Below are 15,762 nucleotides of genomic sequence, written 5' to 3' on the forward strand. Positions count from 1 at the left end.
GCGCACAGGTGGTGGGAGCCTCGGTCATGCAGCCTCAAGGCCCTTAACGCAGGGCCAGCAGCCCCTGCACCAGAGGTTCGAGATCCAGGTCATTGACCTGCTTGATCTGCTCGATCAAGGCAGCCGGCCAGCAGTCCATCCCCTGGCAGGCTCCGAGCATCGCGCCGAGGATGGCGGCAATGGTATCGGTGTCGCCCCCAAGGCTGGCGGCCATGCACAGCGCCTCGAACGCTTGCAGTTCGCCGATGGCCACCTGATGCGCCAGGGCAAAGGACACCACCACCGATTCCTGGGAAGCGACGGAAGTACCGATCAGGTCGTACAGCAGATCGGCCAGCAGCGCCTTGTCGCTTTCGACGCTGAGGCTGCGCGCCCAACTGATGCGCGTGGCGATACGCCCGCCGGCCACCCAGTGACCATGCCGCTCTGCTTCCTGGGCGATCTGCACGCCGACCTGCAAGGCATCGCCCAGCGGCACGCCATTGATCCCGGCGGACACCACCGCCGCGACCGCCGCCGCACTGGAGATGCCCAGGGTGGTGTTATGGGTCACCTGGCAAGCCTCCACCACCGCACGGATAAAAGCCTGGGCATTGTCGACATTCGCCGCGATGCCCACCGGAGTGATGCGCATTGCCGCGCCGTTGGTGGTGCCGTAGCGCCCGGCTTCTTCCGCGGTATGCCCGGCGAGGATCATCTCGATGGCGCGCTTGGTCGAAGGACCCAGCAGGTCCTGGGAGCCCTTGGCCTGCATCGCCGCCTCCCACTCGATCAGGCTGTGGGCCAACGCCGCCGGCTCGATCCGGCCCTTGCCCGCCACCAGCAGGTCGCCGACCAGGATCGCCTGCTCGGTGTCGTCGGTGATCGAGCCCTTGGGCATGTTGGCGGCAATCGGTTGATCGGGGCCGGCGTCTTCCAGATTGTGGATGGCGCCGAAGCGCTGCTTGATCTGCTGCCGGCTCAGGGATTGGGTCGGCATGCCCAGGGCATCGCCAAGGGCCAACCCGTAAAAGGCGCCCAGAGCGCGATCCAGCGGGATCATTTCTGCGCTCCGAATTCCAGGTGCAGGCGAAAGTGCAGCGGGTCGAGAAAACTTTCCACCTGTTCCATGAAACGCCCGCGGCGGTCATAGGTGGTGCGCAGAGCCTTGAGAAACACACTGCCGGCCGGACGCCCCAGCAGTCGTGCCTCTTCTTCGCCCAGTGGCTCGGCGCCGATCCATTGATCGCCGCGCTCGCCGATGTAGCCGTAGGCGGCCAGGGTAATGGTCAGGGAATCATCGATCAGCCCTACTCGCGGCAGGCTCTCCAGGCCTCCGGTGGCGGGCATCAGGGAACGCTCAAGGGAAACCACGGTGCCGTCGGTAGAACGCCGGCGCCGGTCCAGGGCAATGAATTGGTCGGTACCGAAACGGCTGAACAGGTCAGGACGTTGCACCGCCTCCAGGCGCAGCAGCTCGGTGTTGATCAGCGCCCCGCTGTCCGCCAGGGCCTGGGCCCAGCCGTTTTGCTGGTCCAGCACCACACCGTCAAAGGTGACGATGGAGCCGACCCCGCTCTGGGTGGCGATGTAGTTGCGGCGTTTGAGTTCGGCCAGGGCCTCACGCAAGGTGCCACGACTCACCGAGAATTCCTGGGCCAACTGATGCTCGCCCGGCAGCAGGAAACCGTCCTCCATGAGGCCGCTTTCGATGCGTCGGATCAGCTCATCGACCACGCGTTTTTTCTTGTCAAATCGAACATGTCTAATCATGTACAAATTGATACATGAAACAGGATCTTGGTCGCAAGATATTTATTCGTTCAACAAGATGTTTCGGAGCTCAGGGCTCCAGGCCGATCGGGAAGAACACCCCACCGCTCCAGACGCCCAGCCAGTTCTCACCGTCGATCGGGCAGCTCACCGCCAGTTCCACCAGTTGATAGAACACATTGCGGTGCACCAGCGCTTCCAGGTTGCTGCGTACATGAACGTAAGGCGCCGGCTCCTGGGTCTGCGGATCGATCACCACCCGCAGCGGGTGCTCGCTGCCGGCGCTGACCTGCTCGTCGACATTGGTGGTAAAGCGCAGGACCTGGGCCTCACCCTCCCCTTCGACTTCCAGGGTGACGGCGACAAAAGGAGCGTCATCGACCTTGATGCCGACCTTTTCCACCGGGGTGATCAGGAAGTAGTCATCGCCGTCGCGACGAATGATGGTGGAGAACAGCTTGACCATGGGTTTGCGGCCAATGGGGGTGCCCAGGTAGTACCAGGTGCCGTCGCGGGCGATACGCATGTCGATATCGCCACAGAAGTCGGGATTCCACAGGTGGACCGGCGGCAAGCCCTTCTCCGCCTTGGGAATCTGCGCCAACAGATCGTTGGCTTTGCCCGGACCACTCATGCTGCTCTCCTCGTGCTTGGCTCAGTCGCTCAAGCCTAACAGGCTGCGGGCGTATTGTTCGAGCGGCGGGCCAAGCAGGTCTTCCGGCTTGTTGTCGTGGAACGTCAGTAAACCGCCACGACTGCGAATCCGCGCGGTATCGATCAGGTACTGGGTACTGGTCTCGATCAGCATGATCTGAATCACGCCGTTGTCGATCCCCAGGCGATCCACGGCTTCCTGGTCGAACCATTCATCAGAGTTGCCGATGCGGTCGTCGGCCTTGGCGAAACGGGTGTACAGCAGGTAATGCGCACCCACCTCACGGGCCTCGGCCATGGCCTGGTCCAGGCCTTCCGGCGCCCGGGCGCGGCGGACCATGGGGAAGTATTCGATAAAGCCCTTGAAGGCTTCCTCGGCCACCACGTTGGGACGCGGGTAGGCGCTGCCCGGCGGCGCAAAGGCGCCCTGGGCGATGAAAATGAACGAGTCCGGCTGAACGCGGAACGAGTTGGAGCGCTGGGTATTACTGTGATCGAGGAGCCCCGCATCGCCCATGTGATAGCGAACACCCTCGCCCATATCGCTGACATTCATGCAGCCGCCGAGCCCCAAAAAAGCCAGCAGCAAAACCAGGCTACGCATCCTTCCCTCCAGAAGCCGGTGACGGAAAACCGGCGAATGGCCACGAGATGCAGCTTCCGCGCCAGCTCGGGCGTCTGTAGCCGCTGCCGCAGGCTGCGCAGTAGCCACAAATCCGGTGAAGGCTATTGGTTGGAGAGAGATGGGTCGCCCGAATTGGCGAGGGCTTGCCCCTCGATCGCAACCTGCGGCAGCGGCTACAGGGGACGGGGATCAAGGAGATGGAGGTTTAGCCGCCGATGATTTTCATCACCGTCGCACCACCGGAGAACGCCACATCCTGCTTGTCGCCCAAGGCTTTGACCAGCAGGCGCTGCAAGGCCGGCAAGGCTTGATGGCGCGGCTTGTCCAGCAGGTCGCCGACGTAATGCCGGTTGCTCGACGACAGGCAACCGTGCAGCCAGCCGGTGGACGACAGCCGCAGGCGCGAGCAGGTCCGGCAGAACGGCACACTTTCGTTAGCGATCACACCAAAATGGCCCTGCCCCGGAATTTCATAACGTACGGCGGTGGCGTCCACCGGCGCATCGGCCTGCAAGTATTCGTAACGCTCGCCGATCAGGCTCAGCAGCTGCTGCAGGCTGACGAACTGCTGCAGGAAGGCGTTGGAATCGCTGGCCAGATGGCCCATGCGCATCAGCTCGATAAAGCGCAGTTCATAGCCACGCTCCAGGCAGTAGTCGAGCAGCGGCATCACCTGGTCGAGGTTCTGCCCACGCAGCGGCACCATGTTGACCTTGATTTTCATACCCGCCGCGCGAGCCTGGTCCATGCCGTCGAGCACCGTCGCCAGATCGCCGCCACGGGCGATGCTGCGGAAGGCCGAGGCATCCAGGGTGTCGAGGGAAACGTTGATGCGCCGGATACCGGCATCCACCAGCAGCGGCAGCTTGCGTGCGAGCAATTGGCCGTTGGTGGTCAGGCTGATGTCTTCCAGGCCCATCTGCCCCACCGCCGCCATGAAGGCTTCGAGTTTCGGGCTGACCAGGGGCTCGCCGCCGGTGATGCGCAGGCGTTCGATGCCCGCCGCCTCGATCAGGTAGGCAACGCCGCGCGCCATGGCTTCGGCCGACAACTCGTCCTGGGCAGCCACCAGCCGCTTGCCGTTGGGCACGCAGTAGGTACAGGCGTAGTTGCAGGCAGAAGTCAGGCTGATACGCAGATTGCGAAAACGCCTGCCTTGACGGTCAACGATCATGAATGACTCCGGCGAAGGAAGAGTGAACCGGCCAAAACCTGACTCAAAAATCAGGTTTTGGCAAGCCCCATGCCTGAGTATATTCCTGGGACACTGCGCCATATAGAGAAATCATGGCGCCATAAGGCGACTGAATGAATCAGCTGCCGGAGCTATCGGGGTCGCGCTTGCGCTTGTTGCCCATGCGCACGCCGATGTCCATCAGGAACTGGAAGAAACCTTCCTGGTCTTCCAGCACATTGCTCCAGAACGGCGAGTGGTACAGCGCCACCGCGCCGTGCACCAGCGCCCAGGCTGCGCAGTAGTGGAAGTAAGGCGGCACGTCTTCGAGCTTGCCTTCGCTGATGCGGCCCTTGATCAACAAGGTCAGGCGTTCGAAGTTGGAGGCACGGATCTTGTGCAGCTCCTCGACCATTTCCGGAACCTGGTTGCCCTTGACCACCTTCTCTTCCAGGCGATCGAACAGCCGGTAACGCTGTGGATCACGCATGCGGAATTCGAAGTAGGCCCGGGACAGGGCTTCCTTATCCTTGTCGACATCGGCAGAGTGCAGCAGCTCGTTCAGGTCGCGCTCATAATCGAGCATCAGGCGCAGATAGATCTCCGCCTTGGACTTGAAGTGCTTGTAGATGGTCCCTTTGCCGATACCAACGGCATCAGCGATCATCTCGACGGTGACGCTGTCTTCACCTTGATCGAGGAACAGCTTGAGCGCGGTATCGAGAATTTCTTGCTCACGGCGACGAAACTCACGGACCTTACGAGGTTCTTTCTGCATAAGAAAAGGTCTGTCGGGGTCAAAATCGAAGCCGCGTATTATGCCTAAATTGCGCCAAAATGCACGGATCATCCGACCATGACTATGTTTCTTGATGAATTTGTACAGGCCCCGGGCCTGCGTTATTTGAACCATGCAGCTGTCGCACCCTGGCCGAATCGGGCCGCCGAAGCCGTGGCACGCTTCGCCAAAGAGAACGTTTTGCTGGGCGCGCGGGACTATCCGGACTGGATGGCCCTTGAACAACGCCTGCGCGAACGCCTGATGCGCCTGCTAAATGCACCGTCAACGGATGACATCGCGCTGGTCAAAAATACTTCTGAAGCGCTGTCATTCGTTGCCTTTGGTCTGTCCTGGGAAAAAGGTGACCAGATCGTCATCAGCGACGAAGAATTCCCCTCCAACCGCGTCGTCTGGGAAGCCCTGGCCAGCCAGGGCGTGGAAGTGCTTCAGGTCAGCCTCAAGGGCGACGACCCGGAGGGCGCGTTGCTGGCCGCCTGCGGGCCGCGCACCCGGCTGATGGCGATCAGCGCGGTGCAATTCGCCAGCGGCCTGCGCCTGGACCTGCAGCGCCTGGGCGCCGGCTGCAAACAGCAGAACGTGCTGTTCTGCATCGACGCCATCCAGCAGCTGGGCGCCCAACCCTTCGATGTCCAGGCCTATCAATGCGACTTCGCCATGGCCGATGGCCACAAATGGATGCTCGGGCCTGAAGGCCTCGGCGTGTTCTATTGTCGCAGCGAGCTGCGCACCCAGCTCAAGCTCCATGAGTTCGGCTGGCACATGCTGGAACACATGGGCGATTACAGCCGCAACGAATGGGAGCCGGCCAAGAGCGCCCGACGCTTCGAATGCGGCAGCCCGAACATGCTCGGCGCCATGGCGCTGGAAGCCAGTCTGTCGTTATTGGAAGAAGTGGGCATGGAACACGTGGCGACATTGATCGCCGAACGGGTCCAGTGGCTTCAGGACGGCTTGAACGCTATCCCCGGCGTGCGCCTGCACACCCCGCTCAACCCCGCCCGACGCGGCGGAATTTTTTCGTTCAGTATCGATGGCATCGATAATCAGGTGGTTTATGAGGCGCTGCTGCAGCAACAGGTGGTGTGCATCCCTCGCGGCCCCGGGGTCAGATTTTCACCGCATTTCTATACTGAAAAACGCGTGATCGACGAAACTCTTGCCATCGTGGCGGAAATCGCCCGGCAATGAGAACTCAAGCGAAGCGCTCGTATTCCAAATTTGTTTAAAAAACGAGCAAGGCCAACTGGACTGAATTCAATAGTGATCAATACTTGAAGTGTCGGCGTGACATCTCCCCCAAGTGAAGCGCCGATGAAGGTACCAAGGGATGGCGTGCCTTTGTTTTACTCCTAATGGTCTTAACCCGGATTCACCCCCCAGAACCCGGGTTTTTTTTGCCCGCGATTCAGCCTTTGACGTGCGCCAGTGGGAACAGACGCTTGAAGTTCTGTGTGGTCTGCTCGGCAAAACGCTCGTAGGGCTCCCCACGCAGCATGGCCAGGAACTCGGCGACTTCCCGCACGTACTGCGGCAGGTTGGGCTTGCCGCGATAAGGAATCGGCGCCAGGTACGGCGAATCGGTTTCCACCAGCAAACGGTCGGCCGGCACCTGGCGCGCCACGTCCCGCAACGCGTCGGCATTGCGAAAAGTGACAATCCCGGACAGGGAAATATAGAACCCCAGGTCCAGCGCGGCCTTGGCCATGTCCCAGTCTTCGGTGAAACAGTGCAGGACCCCGGCTTGCGGCAACGCCGCTTCGCGCAGCAGGGTCAGGGTATCGGCGCGCGCGCCGCGGGTATGGACGATCACCGGCTTGCCGGTCTGCTGGGCGGCTTGCAGGTGCAGGCGGAAGGACTCCTGCTGCAACTGCGCCGCCTCCGGCTCGTAGTGGTAATCCAGGCCGGTCTCGCCAATGGCCACCACCCGCGGGTGGTTCAGCTCCTGCAGCAACCAGTCGAGGGCTAGCGCGGCGCCGGGATGGACATCCAGGGGATGGACACCGACCGAGCAATCGACATCCTCATAACGTTCGGCCAGGGCTTTGACGTCGGCCGCGTTGTCGGCACTGACGCCAATACACAGGAAATGCCCGACACCGCGCTGACGAGCCGCATCCAGGGCGGCATCAAGGGAGCCGTCGTGCGCGGCAAGGTCGAGGCGATCAAGGTGACAATGGGAATCTACAAGCATAAGAAGCGACAACCACATTCGGTCAATGAACAAGCCGGCCCGAACGGCAGCCGGCGATTCGGTTTATTTCCAGGCGCCGCCGTCAGTTGCGGGCAGGCAGTGCAGCCCACTGCACCAGCAAAGCTTCGAGCAACAGCACCCGGTTGAGGTTGGCCTTGTTCAACACCTTCTGGCGTTGCGCAAGGATCCAGTCCTGGATCTCCAGAACCTTGGCCTGGGAGGATTTTTGCGCGAGGTACTGCACCACTTTGCGCATATCGGCCAACCCCAGCCCCTCCTCGTCCTGCGTCAGCTGATAACGCAGGATCAGGCTCGACCAGTCGCAGAACCAGTCGAACAACAGCAACAAGGGTATCGCATTCCAGCCTTCGGCCAGTTGGGTCGGCGATTGCTGCTGCTTGAGCAACTTCTTCACCCCATCGACCACCTGCGCCCGCTGCTCGCGCGCGCCCTGGGCTTGCAGGCTGACAGCCGCCAGAGGCGAACCAGCCGCCAGGGTCAACAACTCGACCCGCTCCTCTTCCGAGCAATCCGGCAGGGCCTTGCTCAGCCATTGCAGGCTCATGGCCTCACTGGGCAGAGGACAGGCCTGCTGCACGCAACGACTCTTGATGGTCGGCAGCAAACGGCTCGGCTGGTGACTGACCAGCAGCAACACGGTATCGCCGGAGGGCTCTTCGAGGCTTTTCAGCAGCGCGTTGGAAGCGTTGATGTTCATCGACTCCACCGGCTCGATCAACACCACCTTGCGCCCGCCCAACTGCGCGGTCTGCACCACGAAGCTGACCAGCTCGCGCACCTGGTCGACCTTGATCGCCTTGTCCGCTTCCTCCGGCTCCAGCACGTAGTTGTCCGGGTGGCTGCCGGCCTGCAGCAGCAGGCACGACTTGCACTGCCCGCAGGCATCCAGCCCGGCCGGGCGCTGGCACAGCAAGCGCGCCATCAGGCGCTCGGCCAGCGCACGCTTGCCAATGCCCGCCGGGCCATGGAGCAGATAGGCATGGGCATGCTGGGCGCGGCCCGCCAGTTGCTGCCAGAGCTCGTCCTGCCAGGGAAAGGCCTCAGCCACGGTGCAACTCCAGCAATTTCGGCAACAGGGCGTCCAGCGCTTGCTGGACCTGGGACAGCGGCTGCGCCGCATCCACCAACAGGTAACGCGCCGGATCGGCCGCCGCACGCTTCAGGTAGGCCTGGCGTACCGCGTCGAAGAACACCCGGCCTTCCAGCTCGAAACGATCCAGGCGGCCACGGGCACTGGCGCGCGCCAGCCCCACTTCGACCGGCAGGTCGAACACCAGGGTCAGGTCAGGCCGCAGCTCACCCTGAACGAACTGCTCCAGGGTCGCGATGCGCTCGACGGACAAACCACGACCACCGCCCTGATAGGCGTAGGTGGAATCGGTAAAACGGTCGCACAACACCACCGCGCCACGCGCCAGCGCGGGGCGAATCACCTCGGCCAGATGCTGGGCACGCGCGGCGAACACCAGCAACAGCTCGGTATCGGGGTTCATGACCTCGTCGCCGGGGGTCAGCAGCACCTCACGGATCCGCTCGGCCAAAGGCGTGCCGCCCGGCTCGCGGGTCAGCAGTACCTCGATGCCGGCGGCGCGCAGGCGCTCGGCCAGGTATTCGCGGTTGGTGCTTTTACCCGCGCCTTCCGGGCCTTCCAGAGTAATAAACAAGCCAGTCACAGGCAGTCCTTAATCAAAGTCATTGCGGGCTTTTCGGCTCGGGCTCGACGGGAGTTTCGACCGGTACTTGCGGCGGTACTTCCGGGCTCACCTGGGGAGCCTCCTGAGAGGGTTCCTCTGGGGACTCTTGCGGAACCGCCGCGGGCGCCGTACCGGGTGACACCGCCGGAGCAGACTCCGGAGTCTCGGAAGCCGCCGGGCTGCCCGCCGGTGCCGGGCTGGAACGATAATCGGCGCGCCGCTTGAGCTGGAACTCGCGCACGGCATTGTTGTGCGCCTCCAGATCGTCGGAGAACACGTGGCTGCCATCGCCACGGGCCACGAAATACAGGCTGCTGCCCGGCACCGGGTTGAGCGCGGCATGGATCGCCTCGCGGCCGACCATGGAGATCGGGGTCGGCGGCAAGCCACTGATCACGTAGGTGTTATAGGGGGTCGCTTCCTTCAGTAGGGCGCGGGTCAACTTGCCGTTGTAACGCTCGCCCAGACCATAGATCACCGTCGGATCGGTTTGCAGCAACATACCGACCTGCATGCGGCGCACGAATACCCCGGCAATCTGTCCGCGCTCCTGGGGCACGCCGGTTTCCTTCTCTACCAGCGAGGCCATGATCAACGCCTGATAAGGCTCGGTATAAGGCACATCGGCCGAGCGCTTGTTCCATTCCTTGGCCAGCACCTCGTCCAGGCGGCTGTAGGCTTTTTCCAGCAACTCGGCATCGGTCATCCCGCGCACGAAACGGTAGGTATCGGGAAAGAACCGGCCTTCGGGGAAAACGCCGCCGTGACCGAGCTTGTCCATGACTTCGCTGTCACTCAACCCACTCAGGGTCTGCTCGAGCTTGTCATGCTTGGCCAGCGCGGCGCGCACCTGGCGGAACGTCCAGCCTTCCACCAGGGTCAGGCTGTACTGCACCACTTCACCGCGCTGCCAGACCCCGATCAGGCCTTGTGCGGTCATCCCCGGGGTTATGCGGTATTCACCGCTGTGCAGCGGCTGCCCTTCCATATTGAAGCGCCAGTACAGGCGCAGCCAGAACGCGTCCTTGAGAACGCCATTGGCTTGCAGGCGATTGAAGGTGCCGCCTGGCGTCGAACCGGCTGGCACATCGAGCAATTGCTCTTGGGTCAGGTTGAGAGGCTGCTCCAGCGCCGAGTTCAGCTTCCAGGCAGAGGCGCCCAGCGCCAGACCTGCCAGAACCAGTCCGGTCTCCAGCAGAAGCAATAGTTTACGTCTCACAAATCAGGCATCCAGTAGCGTGCGGGCAATGCGTTGCAGTTTACGGGTGAGCGGTCCGGCCGACCAGCGCAGCGCGCCACAGGCAAGCACCGGCCAAATGCCATAAACGCTGTTGCAGGCAAAGACTTCGTCGGCCTGTTGCAACTGTTCGAGACTGATGTCGGCGATTTCCGCGGGGATCCCCAACGACGCGGCCTGAAACAATATTTCAGCGCGCATCACTCCAGCGACGCCACAACGGCTCAAGTCGGCCGTGAACAAGGCACCGTCGCGCACCAGGAACAGATTGCTGAATACCCCCTCGATCACCCGTCCGGAAAGATCGAGCATCAAGCCTTCGGCATGCTCGCTGTCCTGCCACTCGGAACGGGCGAGAACCTGTTCCAGTCGGTTGAGGTGCTTGAGGCCGGCGAGCAGGGGCTGCTCAGACAAGCGGGTGGTGCAAGGGAACAGTCGAATCCCCTGCTCGGCATTCACTGCCGGGTAAACCGCTGGCGCATTGCCTTGGAGGATTCGCCTCGGCTGCGCCCGCGGGTCGGCGGCATAACCGCGCTGGCTGTCGCCACGGGTGAGGATCAGCTTGAGCACGCCCTCCCCCAGCAGCGAGGCATAGGCCGTGAGTTCGCTGCGGATCAAGGCTTGATCGGCAGCGATGGCCAGGCGTGAACAGCCCTCGGCCAGGCGCAGCAAATGCCGCTCCAGCAACAAGGGCTGGCCCGCCTTCACGGCGATGGTCTCGAACAGCCCATCGCCATAAGCCAGGCCGCGGTCCTTGAGCGACAGAACGTCAGCCGGCTGACCGTCGACCCAGCTGTCCATCAGCCGGCGAACCGACGGAACACCAGGGAGCCGTTGGTACCGCCGAACCCGAAGGAGTTGGACAGCACCACGTCGATGTCCATGTTGCGCGCGGTGTGCGGCACGAAATCCAGGTCGCAACCGTCGTCCGGCTCATCGAGGTTGATGGTCGGAGGCGCTGCCTGGCTGTTGATCGCCAGCACACTGAAGATGGCCTCGATTGCGCCCGCCGCGCCCAGCAGGTGGCCGGTCATGGACTTGGTGGAGCTGACCGCCAGCTTGTAGGCGTGATCGCCGAACACGCTCTTGATCGCCTCGGCTTCCGCCAGGTCACCGGCCGGTGTGGAGGTGCCGTGGGCGTTGATGTACTGCACCTGCTCGACATTCAGCTTGGCGTCACGCAGCGCATTGGCGATGCAGCGTGCCGCGCCGGCGCCATCGGCGGGTGGCGAAGTCATGTGGTAGGCGTCGCCGCTCATGCCAAAACCGATCAGTTCGGCATAGATGGTCGCGCCACGGGCCTTGGCGTGCTCCAGTTCTTCGAGCACCAGCGCGCCGGCACCGTCGGACAGCACGAAGCCATCACGGCCTTTGTCCCAAGGACGGCTGGCACGGGTCGGCTCGTCATTGCGGGTCGACAGCGCGCGGGATGCGCCAAAGCCGCCCATGCCCAGGCCGCAGGCGGCCATTTCAGCACCACCGGCGATCATCACGTCGGCTTCGCCAAAGGCAATATTGCGGGCCGCCATGCCAATGCAGTGGGTACCCGTGGTACAGGCCGTGGAAATGGCGTAGTTCGGCCCCTGGGCACCCAGATGGATGGACAGGAATCCGGAAATCATATTGATGATCGAGCCAGGCACGAAGAACGGAGAAATTCGACGCGGGCCGGATTCATGCAGCGTGCGGCTGGTTTCTTCGATATTGGTCAAACCACCAATACCCGAACCCATGGCAACGCCGATTCGCTCACGGTTGGCATCGGTCACTTCCAGGCCGGCATTACGCACTGCCTGAAAACCGGCCGCCAAGCCGTATTGAATGAACAGGTCGAGTTTGCGGGCCTCTTTGACCGACAGGTACTCCTCGACATTGAAGCCCTTTACCGAGCCGCCAAAACGGGTGGAATAGGCAGAAAGGTCGGTGTGTTCGATCAGACCAATGCCACTGCGGCCAGCCAGAATGCCCTGCCAGCTGCTCGGAACATCCGTACCCAGTGGCGACAACATACCCATACCGGTGACTACGACGCGTCTACGCGACACAGCACTCTCCTTTTTTCTAATGACGACACTTTGCATCAGGCCTAAAGAAAAAACCGCACGCCGTTACGGCAGTGCGGTTTTTCCATGACAGCAAAAGACGACTAAATACGATTAAGCCTGGTGGCTGGTAACGTAGTCGATAGCTGCTTGAACGGTAGTGATCTTTTCAGCTTCTTCGTCAGGGATTTCGGTCTCGAATTCCTCTTCCAGAGCCATCACCAGCTCAACGGTGTCAAGGGAGTCGGCACCCAGGTCTTCAACGAAGGAAGCGGTGTTAACAACTTCTTCTTCTTTAACGCCCAGTTGCTCAGCAACGATTTTCTTGACGCGCTCTTCGATGGTGCTCATACCTTGTTTTCACTCCTAATGGACAAATTCAGGCAGCTGGCCAGTGGGTAAGTGTATAGAAAGGCTTTTCAGCTTTTCAACTGAAAGCTTCACTCCTCAAACCCTTCGGCCACCTGCCCTATAAATTGATTGCAGCTTTATAACGGATTTTAGACAGCTCGTATGACATTTTTTTGAAGCAATCCGTCACATTTAACTCACATGTACATCCCGCCGTTCACCGGGATTGTAGCCCCGGTCACGTATGCCGCACCGTCGGATGCAAGAAAAGCGACCACTTGCGCGATCTCTTGAGCCTGCCCCAGACGACCCAGCGGAATTTGGGTTTGCAGCGCTTCACGCTGCGCTTCAGGCAAGTCGCGGGTCATGTCGGTATCGATGAAACCCGGGGTCACCGAGTTCACGGTAATCGACCGCGAGCCAACCTCACGCGCCAGAGCACGACTGAAACCTTCCAGACCGGCCTTGGCGGTGGCGTAGTTTACTTGGCCAGCGTTGCCCATGGCACCCACCACCGAACCGATACTGATGATTCGCCCCCAGCGAGCCTTGGTCATGCCGCGCAGAACGCCCTTGGACAGGCGATACAGACTGTTCAGGTTGGTATCGATCACGTCGTACCACTCGTCGTCTTTCATGCGCATCATCAGGTTGTCACGGGTAATACCGGCGTTGTTCACCAGGATCGCCGGCGCGCCGAACTGCTCCTGAATGCTGGCCAGTACGGCAGCAACGGACTCGTCGCTGGTGACGTTGAGCTCAAGGCCGGTGCCTTGAATGCCGTTTTCCTTCAAGGTGGCAGCAATGCCCTCGGCACCCGAAGCGGAAGTTGCGGTACCCACAACGATCGCGCCCAGGCGACCCAGTTCAAGTGCGATGGCCTGGCCAATACCGCGGCTGGCGCCGGTAACCAATGCAACTTTACCTTGCAGACTCATGCAGGCTTCTCCTAATTCAGGCCAACGCTGCGCGAGCGGCAGCGAAGGCATCTGGGGTATTCAGGTTAGAGGTCGATACGCCTTCGGCGCAGCGCTTGTTGAGACCCGCCAGGACCTTGCCCGGACCGCACTCGACCAATTGGGTAGCACCCTTGGCCGCCAGAGTCTGCACCGACTCCACCCAACGCACCGGCTTGTACAGCTGTTCCAGCAGGTCGCGCTTGAGGGTTTCGAGATCCGGCGCCACATCGGCGCTGACGTTCTGTACCAATGGAATCTGCGGCGCCTGCCAGTTGATGGCGGCAATCGACTCGGCGAAGCGCTCGGCGGCCGGACGCATCAGCTCGCAGTGCGATGGCACGCTGACAGGCAATGGCATGGCGCGCTTGGCGCCACGCGCCTTGCAACCCTCGATGGCGCGCTCGACAGCGGCCTTGGCACCGGCGATCACCACCTGGCCCGGGGAGTTGAAGTTGACCGCACTGACCACTTCACCTTGCGCGGCTTCGGCACAAGCGGCCAGCACATCGGCATCTTCCAGGCCGAGAATCGCCGCCATGCCGCCCTGCCCCGCGGGAACGGCTTCTTGCATCAACTGACCGCGACGCTCTACCAGCTTCACGGCCTCGCCCAGAGTCAGGCTGCCAGCGGCAACCAGCGCGCTGTATTCACCCAGGCTGTGGCCGGCAACGAATGCCGGGCGCGCACCGCCTTCCGCCAGCCACAGACGCCACAGGGCGATGGAGGCGGTCAGAATGGCCGGTTGGGTTTTATCGGTTTGATTGAGCAACTCCTCGGGACCCTCTTGGGTCAAGGCCCAGAGATCGTAGCCCAGAGCATCGGAAGCTTCTTTGAAGGTTTCGAGGATCAACGGGTACTGCGCGCCCAACTCGGCCAACATGCCGAGGGACTGCGAGCCCTGTCCTGGAAAGACGAATGCGAGGGATGCAGACATGTAACAAGCCCCTAATGATCTTGTCGTCGGAGAATTGACGCCACACCGTGGTGGACGCAAGAAACTGACAGTTGGATGGCCAATTGAACTGAGCGGTCACATTTAAGCATTTCCGAGCGCAAACGCCTAAAGCAACAGATCTTCGAGCCGGCCGTGCAGGCGCTCCGGGAGGTTTTCCTGGATCTCGATCAACGCCCGCTGAATCGCGCTCTGAAAGCCCTGAACCCCCGCCGAACCGTGGCTTTTCACGACTATTCCCTGCAAACCGAGAAAACTCGCGCCATTATGCCGCGCCGGCGCCAGATCGGCCTGCAGACGCCGCATCAGCGGCAACGCCAGGGCGCCGACCACACGGGAAACCGCATTTTTCTTGAACAACGCCTCGATACGCGCGGCGATCATGGTCGCCAACCCCTCGCTGGACTTGAGCAGGATATTGCCGACAAAACCGTCGCACACCACCACATCCGCCTCGCCGCGATACAAGCCGTCGCCCTCGACGAAACCGATGTAGTTCAGACCCCGGGCATTCTGCAACAGGCTCGCCGCCAGCTTGACCTGCTGGTTGCCCTTGATGTCTTCAGTACCGATATTGAGCAATGCCACTCGCGGACGAACGATCCCCAGCGTCTCAGCCGCCACCGACCCCATGACAGCGAACTGGAACAGGTGTTCGGCACTGCAATCGACGTTGGCCCCCAGATCCAGCAGCTGGCAATAGCCACGCTGGGTCGGAATGGCTGCCACCATCGCCGGACGATCGATACCCGGAAGGGTTTTCAGCACATAACGCGACAACGCCATCAGCGCGCCGGTATTGCCGGCACTGACACAGGCCTGGACCTTGCCATCGCGCAGCAACTCGAGCGCCACCCGCATGGAAGAATCCGGCTTGCCACGCAAAGCCTGGGAAGGTTTTTCATCCATGCCAATGACTTCAGCAGCGGGCACAACCGTCAGGCGCGCGCGATCCACAGCCGAATGACCGGAAATCAGTTCTTCTAAGAGGAAAGGTTGACCGACGAGGGTCAGGTGCAGCGAGGGGGTGGCAGACAGGCAAGCAAGGCTGGCCTGAACAATGCTGCGGGGACCGAAGTCCCCGCCCATTGCGTCAATCGCGATGACTTGAGCGGACAAGGATTACTCGTCAGCGCCCTTGTCGATCACTTTACGACCACGGTATACGCCTTCTGGCGATACGTGGTGACGCAGGTGAACTTCACCAGTGGTCTTTTCTACGGACAGGGTGCTAGCCTCGAGAGCGTCGTGCGAACGACGCATGTCACGGGCAGAGCGGGATTTTTTGTTCTGCTGAACAGCCATAAT

The 15,762-nt window shown here is 61.6% G+C and carries 18 protein-coding genes; 1 reads left to right on the forward strand and 17 read right to left on the reverse strand.

The window, feature by feature from the left end; genetic code table 11:
- Positions 1-43: 43 nt before the first annotated feature.
- From J4D52_RS12000 to J4D52_RS12025, 6 genes are all read right to left on the reverse strand, one after another.
- Positions 44-1,042: an ADP-ribosylglycohydrolase family protein gene (locus tag J4D52_RS12000; RefSeq protein ID WP_102676834.1), complete on the reverse strand. Its 999-nt coding sequence runs from the start codon at positions 1,040-1,042 to the stop codon at positions 44-46.
- Positions 1,039-1,752: a GntR family transcriptional regulator gene (locus tag J4D52_RS12005; protein ID WP_016702163.1), complete on the reverse strand. Its 714-nt coding sequence runs from the start codon at positions 1,750-1,752 to the stop codon at positions 1,039-1,041. The genes J4D52_RS12000 and J4D52_RS12005 overlap by 4 nt, the downstream gene beginning before the upstream one ends.
- A gap of 70 nt (positions 1,753-1,822) precedes the next feature.
- Positions 1,823-2,386, reverse strand: a complete 564-nt coding sequence (locus J4D52_RS12010; RefSeq protein ID WP_063429145.1) for a DUF1285 domain-containing protein — start codon at positions 2,384-2,386, stop codon at positions 1,823-1,825.
- Positions 2,387-2,407: 21 nt separating this feature from the next.
- The gene (locus tag J4D52_RS12015) at positions 2,408-3,010 is read right to left on the reverse strand and encodes a DUF4823 domain-containing protein (protein WP_063429143.1); all 603 of its coding nucleotides are present in this window, start codon (positions 3,008-3,010) and stop codon (positions 2,408-2,410) included.
- A 226-nt stretch (positions 3,011-3,236) separates the two neighbouring features.
- The gene (locus J4D52_RS12020) at positions 3,237-4,205 is read right to left on the reverse strand and encodes a GTP 3',8-cyclase MoaA (RefSeq protein WP_025804332.1); all 969 of its coding nucleotides are present in this window, start codon (positions 4,203-4,205) and stop codon (positions 3,237-3,239) included.
- 139 nt (positions 4,206-4,344) lie between these two features.
- On the reverse strand, positions 4,345-4,983 hold the full coding sequence (locus J4D52_RS12025) for a TetR/AcrR family transcriptional regulator (RefSeq protein ID WP_007928069.1): 639 nt from the start codon (positions 4,981-4,983) through the stop codon (positions 4,345-4,347).
- Positions 4,984-5,061: 78 nt separating this feature from the next.
- Between J4D52_RS12025 and J4D52_RS12030 the strand changes: the two genes are divergently transcribed.
- Entirely contained in the window at positions 5,062-6,195 is a 1,134-nt protein-coding gene (locus J4D52_RS12030) for an aminotransferase class V-fold PLP-dependent enzyme (RefSeq protein WP_063429141.1), read from the forward strand.
- Positions 6,196-6,412: 217 nt separating this feature from the next.
- Here the strand turns inward: J4D52_RS12030 and J4D52_RS12035 are convergent, their stop codons facing one another.
- The 11 genes from J4D52_RS12035 to rpmF form a co-directional block, all read right to left on the reverse strand.
- A complete protein-coding gene (locus J4D52_RS12035; protein ID WP_063429139.1) occupies positions 6,413-7,198 on the reverse strand; it encodes a TatD family hydrolase in 786 nt (261 codons plus the stop codon).
- Between the two features lie 82 nt (positions 7,199-7,280).
- Positions 7,281-8,267, reverse strand: a complete 987-nt coding sequence (locus J4D52_RS12040; RefSeq protein WP_009042853.1) for a DNA polymerase III subunit delta' — start codon at positions 8,265-8,267, stop codon at positions 7,281-7,283.
- Complete coding sequence (gene tmk / locus J4D52_RS12045) at positions 8,260-8,892, reverse strand: dTMP kinase (protein ID WP_007928062.1); 633 nt, start codon at positions 8,890-8,892, stop codon at positions 8,260-8,262. The genes J4D52_RS12040 and tmk overlap by 8 nt, the downstream gene beginning before the upstream one ends.
- A gap of 19 nt (positions 8,893-8,911) precedes the next feature.
- Positions 8,912-10,132, reverse strand: coding sequence for an endolytic transglycosylase MltG (gene mltG, locus J4D52_RS12050; RefSeq protein WP_063429137.1), 1,221 nt, complete (start codon positions 10,130-10,132; stop codon positions 8,912-8,914).
- 3 nt (positions 10,133-10,135) lie between these two features.
- The gene (gene pabC, locus J4D52_RS12055) at positions 10,136-10,951 is read right to left on the reverse strand and encodes an aminodeoxychorismate lyase (RefSeq protein WP_063429135.1); all 816 of its coding nucleotides are present in this window, start codon (positions 10,949-10,951) and stop codon (positions 10,136-10,138) included.
- Complete coding sequence (gene fabF, locus J4D52_RS12060) at positions 10,951-12,195, reverse strand: beta-ketoacyl-ACP synthase II (RefSeq protein ID WP_063429133.1); 1,245 nt, start codon at positions 12,193-12,195, stop codon at positions 10,951-10,953. Before fabF ends, pabC begins: the two co-directional genes overlap by 1 nt.
- Before the next feature lie 111 nt (positions 12,196-12,306).
- On the reverse strand, positions 12,307-12,543 hold the full coding sequence (acpP, locus tag J4D52_RS12065) for an acyl carrier protein (RefSeq protein ID WP_003175607.1): 237 nt from the start codon (positions 12,541-12,543) through the stop codon (positions 12,307-12,309).
- 197 nt (positions 12,544-12,740) lie between these two features.
- Entirely contained in the window at positions 12,741-13,481 is a 741-nt protein-coding gene (fabG, locus tag J4D52_RS12070) for a 3-oxoacyl-ACP reductase FabG (protein WP_009047835.1), read from the reverse strand.
- Positions 13,482-13,497: 16 nt separating this feature from the next.
- Positions 13,498-14,436 carry an ACP S-malonyltransferase gene (fabD, locus tag J4D52_RS12075; protein WP_097302602.1) on the reverse strand — a complete coding sequence of 313 codons (939 nt, stop codon included), beginning with the start codon at positions 14,434-14,436 and terminating at the stop codon, positions 13,498-13,500.
- 126 nt (positions 14,437-14,562) lie between these two features.
- Positions 14,563-15,573 (reverse strand): phosphate acyltransferase PlsX, encoded by a 1,011-nt coding sequence (gene plsX, locus J4D52_RS12080; RefSeq protein WP_080693429.1) that lies wholly within the window; start codon positions 15,571-15,573, stop codon positions 14,563-14,565.
- Positions 15,574-15,576: 3 nt separating this feature from the next.
- A complete protein-coding gene (rpmF, locus tag J4D52_RS12085; protein WP_003179396.1) occupies positions 15,577-15,759 on the reverse strand; it encodes a 50S ribosomal protein L32 in 183 nt (60 codons plus the stop codon).
- Positions 15,760-15,762 lie beyond the last annotated feature (3 nt).

Origin of the sequence: Pseudomonas sp. GW460-12-10-14-TSB1, assembly GCF_017349775.1 — a bacterium.
In the GTDB taxonomy this organism is placed as follows: Bacteria; Pseudomonadota; Gammaproteobacteria; order Pseudomonadales; family Pseudomonadaceae; genus Aquipseudomonas; species Aquipseudomonas piscium.

Coding starts and splice junctions, on each gene's coding strand:
- fabD (WP_097302602.1), bottom strand. CDS start 14,436: ATGTCTGCATCCCTCGCATTCGTCTTTCCAGGACAGGGCTCGCAGTCC.
- J4D52_RS12015 (WP_063429143.1), bottom strand. CDS start 3,010: ATGCGTAGCCTGGTTTTGCTGCTGGCTTTTTTGGGGCTCGGCGGCTGC.
- pabC (WP_063429135.1), bottom strand. CDS start 10,951: ATGGACAGCTGGGTCGACGGTCAGCCGGCTGACGTTCTGTCGCTCAAG.
- J4D52_RS12030 (WP_063429141.1), top strand. CDS start 5,062: ATGACTATGTTTCTTGATGAATTTGTACAGGCCCCGGGCCTGCGTTAT.
- fabG (WP_009047835.1), bottom strand. CDS start 13,481: ATGAGTCTGCAAGGTAAAGTTGCATTGGTTACCGGCGCCAGCCGCGGT.
- J4D52_RS12010 (WP_063429145.1), bottom strand. CDS start 2,386: ATGAGTGGTCCGGGCAAAGCCAACGATCTGTTGGCGCAGATTCCCAAG.
- J4D52_RS12020 (WP_025804332.1), bottom strand. CDS start 4,205: ATGATCGTTGACCGTCAAGGCAGGCGTTTTCGCAATCTGCGTATCAGC.
- J4D52_RS12035 (WP_063429139.1), bottom strand. CDS start 7,198: ATGCTTGTAGATTCCCATTGTCACCTTGATCGCCTCGACCTTGCCGCG.
- J4D52_RS12025 (WP_007928069.1), bottom strand. CDS start 4,983: ATGCAGAAAGAACCTCGTAAGGTCCGTGAGTTTCGTCGCCGTGAGCAA.
- J4D52_RS12000 (WP_102676834.1), bottom strand. CDS start 1,042: ATGATCCCGCTGGATCGCGCTCTGGGCGCCTTTTACGGGTTGGCCCTT.
- rpmF (WP_003179396.1), bottom strand. CDS start 15,759: ATGGCTGTTCAGCAGAACAAAAAATCCCGCTCTGCCCGTGACATGCGT.
- acpP (WP_003175607.1), bottom strand. CDS start 12,543: ATGAGCACCATCGAAGAGCGCGTCAAGAAAATCGTTGCTGAGCAACTG.
- J4D52_RS12005 (WP_016702163.1), bottom strand. CDS start 1,752: ATGATTAGACATGTTCGATTTGACAAGAAAAAACGCGTGGTCGATGAG.